Below are 5,077 nucleotides of genomic sequence, written 5' to 3' on the forward strand. Positions count from 1 at the left end.
CGGCGCGGTCCGGGGGCGGACCGCGCGGAGGTTGTCGGGACCGGTCGGCGCAGGGGGCTGGTGCACGCCGACCGGTCTCGCGCCTACGGGCCGGTCGGCGGTATCACCCTGGGGCCGCCATCGGCGCCGTCGGCGCCGTCTCCAAGGTGACCCGATGCCGGCCGGTGTAGACGTTCATGGAGGCGCCGCGGAGGAACCCGACCAGGGTCAGGCCCGAGTCCGCCGCCAGGTCCACGGCCAGCGACGACGGGGCCGACACCGCCGCCAGGACCGGGATCCCCGCCATCAGCGCTTTCTGCGCGAGTTCGAAGGAGGCGCGCCCCGAGACCATCAGGGCGGTGCCGCGCAGCGGCAGTCGCCCGTGGCGCGCCGCCCAGCCCACGAGCTTGTCGACCGCGTTGTGCCGCCCCACGTCCTCGCGCACGGCCAGCAGGTCGCCCTCGGGGGTGAACAGCCCGGCCGCGTGCAGTCCGCCGGTGCGGTCGAACACCCGCTGCGCCTCGCGCAGGCGGTCGGGCATGCGCGACAGCAGCGGCACCCCGAAGGCCGCGCCGTCCTCGGCGACCGTCCAGTGCGCCACGGTCGTGACCGCCTCCAGGCTGGCCTTGCCGCATAGCCCGCAGGAGGAGGTGGTGTAGAAGTTGCGCTCCAGCGACCCCTCGGGCACCGCCACGCCCGGCGCCAGCGAGACGTCCACCACGTTGTAGGTGTTGGAGCCGTCGTCGGTGGCGCCCGCGCAGTAGCGGATGGCCGCGATCTGGTCGGCCGAGGACACCACGCCCTCGCTCACCAGGAACCCGGCGGCCAGGTCGAAGTCGTGGCCCGGCGTGCGCATCGTGACGGTGAGCGGGCGGCCGTTGAGCCGGATCTCCATCGGCTCCTCGGCGACCAGGGTGTCGACGCGCTCGCTCGCCGCGCCGTCCCGGATCCGCCAGATCCTCTCGCGGACCGTTACGCGTCCCATGGGCCTGCCCCTTCCCCGTGGCCGTGCTCGCGGGTCCGCCGAGGCGGACCCGGGAGGGATTCCCCGCCGGGCGGTGGTTCAGTCGTCCGCCCGGCGATCCGTCGCGCATCGGCCGCGGCGGTCGTTCGTCGTCGCGGCGGCCCGGGCGCGGACGCCCGGGGCCGGCCGCCCCTTGGTCGTGGTCGGTGCTCAGTCCTGCCGCCGGTGCTGCACGTGCTGGAAGCCGAACCGGCCCTTGATGCACAGGTTGCCGTGGGTCACCGGGTTGTCGTGCGGCGAGGTGACCTTGACGATCTCGTTCTCCTGGACGTGCAGGGTGACGTTGCAGCCCACCCCGCAGTAGGTGCACACCGTGGTGGTCTGGGTCTGCTTGTCCTCGTCCCAGGTGCCCTCGGCGCGCATCTCGTACTCGGTGCGGAAGGACAGCGCGCCCGTGGGGCACACCTCGATGCAGTTGCCGCAGTAGACGCAGGCGGAGTCGGGCAGCGCGAGGTCGAACTCGGTGGAGACGCGGGCGTCGAACCCGCGCCCGGCGATCCCGATCGCGAACGTGTTCTGCCACTGCTCGCCGCAGGCGTCCACGCACTTGTAGCACATGATGCACTTGCCGTAGTCGCGGACGTAGAGGTCGTTGTCGACCTTGGCGGGCTGCTCCACGGTGGCCGCCGCCGCGCCGTCGCCGGGCTCGTGCTCGCCGGCGTGGCGGGCGTCGCGCTCGCCCAGCGGGGCGGGCTCGGCGCGCGGCCCGAACCGGTCGGGCCGCGCCTCGTAGCGGTCCATCCACTCGTCCGCCTTGGGGGTGGTGGACAGGTCCACCGAGGACCCCAGCAGCTCCAGCACCATCTTGCGGCTGTGGCGCACCCGCTCTGAGTCGGTCTGGACCGCCATGGACTCCTCGACCTTGCGTGAGCAGGCCGGCACCAGCGTGCGGGCGCCCTCGACCTCGACCACGCACACCCGGCAGGCGTTGCGCGGGGTCAGGGTGTCGCCGTAGCACAGCGTGGGGACCTCGGTGCCCAGCGCCTCGCACGCCTCAAGGATGGTGGCGCCCTCGGGGACCCGCACCTCGCGGCCGTCGACGGTGACGTCGACCAGCCGCCGCGGCGGGGACAGCGTTACCGGTGTGCTCACCGGGCCTCCTTCAGGGTTGGGTGGTCGTCCGGGCCGAACACGCCCAGCCGGTCGATCGCCGATTCCACCGCGTTCCACGCGGTCTGGCCCAGGCCGCAGATCGAGGCGTCGCGCATGGCCGCGCCCACCTCGCGCAGCAGCGCCAGGTCGGTGCGGCGCGAGCCGGCGCCCCGCGACAGCCGCAGCAGCGCCTCCTCCTGGCGGACGGTGCCCACGCGGCAGGGCACGCACTGCCCGCACGACTCGTCGCGGAAGAAGGCGGCGATGCGCACCAGGATCGCCCCCAGGTCCACCGCGTCGTCCAGCACCAGCACCACGCCAGAGCCCAGGGTGGCCCCCGCCTCGCGCGCGCCCTCGAAGGTCAGCGGGATGTCGAGTTCGTCGCCGCGCACGAACCCGCCGGCCGCGCCGCCCAGCAGCACCGCGCGCGGGGGCGGCGCGTCGTCGCCCAGCCCGGCCAGCCCCAGCAGCTCGCGCAGTGTCGCGCCGAAGGGCACCTCGAAGACGCCGGGGCGCGGCACCGCGCCCGAGACGCAGAACAGCTTGGGACCGGTGGAGCGCCCGGTGCCGATGGCGGCGTAGGCGGGGCCGCCCATCAGCATGATCGGCAGCACGTTGGCCAGCGTCTCGACGTTGTTGATGGCGGTGGGCTTGCCGAACAGGCCGCGCTCGACCGGGAAGGGCGGCTTGCTGCGCGGCTCGCCGCGCAGGCCCTCGATCGAGTTGAAGATCGCGGTCTCCTCGCCGCAGATGTAGGCGCCGGCGCCGCGCCGGATCTCGATGTCGAAGTCGAACCCCGAGCCCAGGATGTCGCGACCCAGCAGGTTGCGCTCGCGCGCGCGGGCGATGGCGTTCTCCAGCCGCGACAGCGCGCGGGGGTACTCGCCGCGGATGTAGAGGTAGCCGCGCGCCGCGCCGTTGGCGTAGCCGGCGACGGTCAGCGCCTCGATCACCGCGAACGGGTCGCCCTCCATGAGGACCCGGTCCTTGAAGGTGCCCGGTTCGCTCTCGTCGGCGTTGCACACCACGTAGCGGGGGGTCTCGGGACGGCGGGCGGTGCCCTCCCACTTGCGGCCGGTGGGGAACGCGGCGCCGCCGCGCCCGACCAGGCCGGAGTCGGTGACCTCGCGGATCACCGCGGAGGGGCCCATGGCCAGCGCCGCGCGCAGGGCGAGGTAGCCGCCGTTGGCGCGGTAGTCGTCCAGGCTCTCGGGGTCGACCACGCCGATGCGCCGCAGCAGGAGAAGGTCGGGGTCGCCGGCCTGCGGCACCGCCGCCGAGGGCGGCGGCTCGGGCGCGGGACCGGGGAGGGGGTCGGCGGAGAAGGTGGTGCGCCGCGGCGGTCGGTGGCCGTTGGACGACCCGGCGCCGGTGCGGGGGCCGGAGCCGTTGGGGGAGCCGGTGCCGTGGGCGGTGGCGGGGGGAGCGGTGGGGGACACGGGTTCGGAGGCGGCGGGCGCCTCGGCGGCGGGCGGTGCCCCGGCGCCGGTGACCAGGTCGTCGGGGCGGGCGGGGGCGGCCACGGCGTAGCGGGGCGGGTCGCCGGCCTCCAGGGTGAGGGCGGCCGGGGCGCGCTCGCACATGCCCAGGCACGGGCTTTCGTGCCAGACGAGGTCGCCGCCGTCCGCGCCGGGCGGGCCGACGCGCTCGGTCATGGCCGCGCACAGGTTGTCGGAGCCGCGCGCGGCGCAGGCGATGTCGGTGCACACGTGGACAACGCGGCGGGGCCGCTCCTTCAGCGCGAACATGGCGTAGAAGGAGGCCACGCCGTAGGCCTCGGCGGGCGGGACGGTCAGGCGGCGGCAGATGTAGTCGAGGGCGGCCGGGCTGATCCAGCCGACGCGGTCGTTGACGGCGTGCAGCGCGGGAAGGAGGAGGTCGCGCCGGCCCCGGGCGGCGTGCCCGCCCTCGGCGAAGCGCAGATCGGACGCCTGGCGCAGGCCGCCGTCCCACCCCGACTCAGGGGGTCCGAGGACGGAGTCGACGGCCTCCCGTTCGGTGTCGTCCGGAACAGCATCCAGGAAGTGCAGGTCCACGTCCCCGGTCACCTCGAATCATGTGTAAGCCAGGTCACAGACGTTGTATACGGGCTACAGTATGCTTCATTCCCACTGCGGGCAACCCCTTGCGGCGGGGTGGTTCGGACACCGCCGCCCGGGCCGCGCACCCGCTGTGACGACGCGGTTCCTCCGGAGAACGATCACTTGGGAGCCGCCGCGCGCCGCCCGTGATCTCGGCCTCATCCGCCCCGCCCGGCCCGGCGGTCCCGCCGGTCGTGGAAGCGGACGAGGCTCCTCCGGACGACGCGCTCGCGGAGACCGACCCCCCGGGCGCGCGCCTTCGGGACGCCGACGCCGACCCTTTGGGCACCGCCCTCCCCGGTCGTGCGCTGCGGACCCCGGCGTGCGGCGCACGCGCGGGCGGCCCGCGCGGGGCGGGGCGGCGGTGGCTGGGTGCGACACTCACGTGCTTCCAGGGCGGCGGCGGTCGCGCCGACCGGAGGCGGCGCGGGTGCCGAGCGGGGCGGCACCGCTCCGTCTCTCTCGGACGGCGGTGGTACGGGAAGGGCATTCCCCGGCGGCGCCCCCGCCAAGCGGCCCAATGTCCGAGCGAGAGGACGCCCGGATGGCCGGGTGGCACGGCTTGGTTGCCATCGCGTCGCCACGCCGGTCGCGGCGGAGCGAGGGGAGGCGGCGGCTGAGCCCTCGCGGACGGCGATCCCGCCCGCCGGCGCGCACGCGGGTACGGAGCGGTGGCGTGGCCGAGTCTCGGCGGTCTCGCGGCAGCGCTCCGGCCCGGCGCGGGGCGGCGGGTCGGAGCTGGGGAACCGGAGCGGTTGGGGCGGCGGTCAGGCGAGCCCTCGGGTGCCGGAGACCTCGCCCGCAGATGGCCGGCGGCGGTGAAGGCCGTGTCCCCTCGCGGGTCGGCGCCGAGGCGGGCGGCCCGCGACCTGGCCGGGCCGTGGGCGCGCGGCGGGCCGCC

3 protein-coding genes are annotated in these 5,077 nt (G+C 75.5%); all 3 read right to left on the reverse strand.

Annotated features, from left to right (window positions below):
• Positions 1-103 precede the first annotated feature (103 nt).
• Positions 104-964 carry a formate dehydrogenase accessory sulfurtransferase FdhD gene (gene fdhD / locus LG943_RS27520; RefSeq protein WP_270075301.1) on the reverse strand — a complete coding sequence of 287 codons (861 nt, stop codon included), beginning with the start codon at positions 962-964 and terminating at the stop codon, positions 104-106.
• Positions 965-1,153: 189 nt separating this feature from the next.
• Positions 1,154-2,095 (reverse strand): 2Fe-2S iron-sulfur cluster-binding protein, encoded by a 942-nt coding sequence (locus LG943_RS27525; protein ID WP_270075302.1) that lies wholly within the window; start codon positions 2,093-2,095, stop codon positions 1,154-1,156.
• The gene (locus tag LG943_RS27530) at positions 2,092-4,131 is read right to left on the reverse strand and encodes an NAD(P)H-dependent oxidoreductase subunit E (RefSeq protein ID WP_270075303.1); all 2,040 of its coding nucleotides are present in this window, start codon (positions 4,129-4,131) and stop codon (positions 2,092-2,094) included. The genes LG943_RS27525 and LG943_RS27530 overlap by 4 nt, the downstream gene beginning before the upstream one ends.
• Positions 4,132-5,077: the final 946 nt, after the last annotated feature.

This window comes from Streptomonospora mangrovi, from assembly GCF_027604915.1.
Classification (GTDB): Bacteria; Actinomycetota; Actinomycetes; order Streptosporangiales; family Streptosporangiaceae; genus Streptomonospora; species Streptomonospora mangrovi.

Bases quoted from the DNA above. Each gene is read 5' to 3' on its own strand.
- fdhD (WP_270075301.1), bottom strand. From the start codon at position 964: ATGGGACGCGTAACGGTCCGCGAGAGGATCTGGCGGATCCGGGACGGC.